This is a genomic window from Neobacillus fumarioli NBRC 102428, assembly GCF_001591485.1.
Lineage (GTDB): Bacteria > Bacillota > Bacilli > Bacillales > Cytobacillaceae > Neobacillus > Neobacillus fumarioli.
This window is the reverse complement of record NZ_BCUZ01000205.1, coordinates 1-2,543: the sequence shown is the minus strand read 5'-3', so window position 1 is coordinate 2,543 and position 2,543 is coordinate 1. Positions and strand designations below refer to the sequence as shown.

General features: G+C 39.0%; 3 protein-coding genes. All 3 read left to right on the top strand.

The features are described 5' to 3' along the window. Positions 1-109 precede the first annotated feature (109 nt). The 3 genes from BFU02S_RS15535 to BFU02S_RS15525 all read left to right on the top strand — a co-directional run bounded on the left by BFU02S_RS15535 (position 110) and on the right by BFU02S_RS15525 (position 2,444). The gene (locus BFU02S_RS15535; RefSeq protein WP_066372631.1) at positions 110-1,351 is read left to right on the top strand and encodes an MFS transporter; all 1,242 of its coding nucleotides are present in this window, start codon (positions 110-112) and stop codon (positions 1,349-1,351) included. A 132-nt stretch (positions 1,352-1,483) separates the two neighbouring features. After that, positions 1,484-1,825: a hypothetical protein gene (locus tag BFU02S_RS15530; RefSeq protein WP_066372628.1), complete on the top strand. Its 342-nt coding sequence runs from the start codon at positions 1,484-1,486 to the stop codon at positions 1,823-1,825. A 175-nt stretch (positions 1,826-2,000) separates the two neighbouring features. Further along, positions 2,001-2,444, top strand: coding sequence for a MarR family winged helix-turn-helix transcriptional regulator (locus BFU02S_RS15525; RefSeq protein ID WP_066372625.1), 444 nt, complete (start codon positions 2,001-2,003; stop codon positions 2,442-2,444). Positions 2,445-2,543 lie beyond the last annotated feature (99 nt).

The following is a 2,543-nucleotide window of genomic DNA, read 5'->3' as shown; positions in this document are numbered from 1 at the left end:
CAGCCCCCCTTTTATTTGGCAATAAAATATTTCGAAATTAAAAATAGGTTTCTCTTTTGGAGATTTGGTAGTAAGATTATGTATAGAATATGTGTAGAAGGAGAATATCATGAGTCAACACCAAGCTGTGGTACAAGCGAAAACTCAGAATGCCGCGGAAACCACGATTTTTAAGATTCTTGTGATCATTGGACTGTGCCATTTATTGAATGATTCGATTCAAGCAGTTGTCCCGGCAATGTTTCCGATTCTAGAGAAGTCAATGGGCTTATCATTCACCCAGTTGGGCATTATCGCATTTGCCTTGAACATGGTTTCGTCTGTCATGCAGCCGGTGATCGGGACTTTTACCGACAAGAAACCGAGACCATATGCATTGCCGATCGGGCTTTCCCTTACCTTTATTGGAGTGCTTGGGATCGGATTTGCTCCGAACTATGTATTGATTGTTATAGCCGTTATATTTGTCGGATTCGGCTCTGCAGTATTTCATCCTGAAGGGTCAAGGGTGGCCCATTTGGCAGCAGGAAGCAAGAGAGGTCTTGCCCAGTCTATTTATCAGGTGGGAGGTAATACTGGTCAAGCTTTAGCCCCTATGATTACAGCCCTTATTCTAGTTCCGCTCGGCCAAATCGGAGCTTCTTGGTTTTCGATTGCTGCCGCTCTCGCCGTTGTGTTATTAATCTATATTGCAAATTGGTATAATCGGAGATTGCAATCTCCTTTCTCTATGGTTAAGAAAAATAAAGCCCAACCTGCTGAAAAGACTGGCGTTTCAAAGGATATTATAAAGGCATTAGTACTTATCTTGCTGTTTATTTTTGCACGGTCTTGGTATGTTTCTGGCATGACCAATTTTTTTGCTTTTTACGGTATTAAGGAATTTGGTCTTTCAATCAAGGATTCTCAGTTGTTTTTATTTGCCTTTTTAGTGGCAGGAGCATTCGGGACTTTCTTTGGAGGGCCGCTGGCGGACCGATTTGGCAAAAAAGTGATCATCTCATTCTCCATGTTAGGCTCATTGCCTTTTTCAGTGCTAATCCCACATGTACCGCCAGTTTTATCCTTTATTTTTCTTATTATCACTGGCTTTATCATTATGACGAGTTTTTCAGTTACTGTTGTATATGCCCAAGAATTAGTTCCGGGGAAAATCGGTCTAATGTCTGGATTGACCGTAGGGCTGGCATTTGGAATGGGAGCTATCGGCTCAGTCGGCCTTGGAGTGATCGCAGACTCCATTGGATTGAATTCCATGATTACTTGGCTTGGTGTGCTTCCGTTACTTGGGCTAACAGCTTTCGTCCTTCCAAGGGATCAGAAACTTCAAGAATGGAATCAAAAAGCTTAAAAGGGTGGGGTAAAGAAAACCCATCCTTTTTGCGCTGACCCCATGATCGTGCAATTCTTTATCTCACTGTGTTAAAGATTTCAAAGTTTCATATAATATAATGAACTGCAAAAAAGAAAGGGAGTGCATTTCATGAGAACCCCCAATTATCATGAATTTTATGAGTTGGCATTCATCCCGATTGGATTAAATGATTTTCTTGCTTTGAAGGAAACAGAAGCATATGATGAAGCCTTTTCACATTGGCTTATTGCCGTAGAAGGAGTGCAGCTCGACCATAAATACATTTATTTTCATTGGAAAGTGAGTATCTATCCCGCCACTATTGACCGTGATTTTAATTGGAAAAAGCCTTATTATTATTCAGCTAATATGAAGTCAATGGATCAGGCGATATCCCTTGCGTCAACTTTCGTTGCTGCAAGTAAACAAGATCAGCTCTCTCCAGCCATCCTCTTAGCAAAAATCAGTTAACCTCATAAGTTTTCCTAATCGTTATCTCCCCCTTTTTTAATCTCATATGTGAAAAAACATACATATATTACTTCCCATGTGTTGGAAAATTGACAGTGAAGGATTATTTTCTTATAATAATTTTGAATTCGAGATATTTGGTAAATGATTAAATAATTTTTAAAGGATGAATTTTATGAAGGAAAATGATTCTATTTCAAAATCCTTAAAACTATTTATTGTTTTGTCGAGAGCTTATAAGGCGATCAATGAACATACTAATAAATATATACAGGCTAACGGTCTAAATCCTACAGAATTTGCTGTATTGGAGCTTCTGTATCATAAAGGCGATCAGCCGCTTCAACAAATCGGCGGGAAAATTCTGCTTGCCAGCGGCAGCATTACTTATGTTGTCGATAAGCTGGAACAAAAAGGATTATTAAAACGAATTGCTTGCCCAAAAGACCGCCGTGTTACGTATGCGCAAATAACGGATGAAGGGAAACAGTTAATCCAGCGGATTTTCCCTAAACATGCTGAGAATATTGATTCCCTCCTGTCCAACCTTAGCGATGATGAGAAAACAGAAGCCATTACATTATTGAAAAAATTGGGATTGCCCGCAGGGAAATTTTAATTCGGCCATTGGCCGTTTTTTTATTGCATAACCATACTGTGTTATAGGTATAAAACAGAAATATAAATCAAAATTAAAAATGTTTAATATCTACTAATC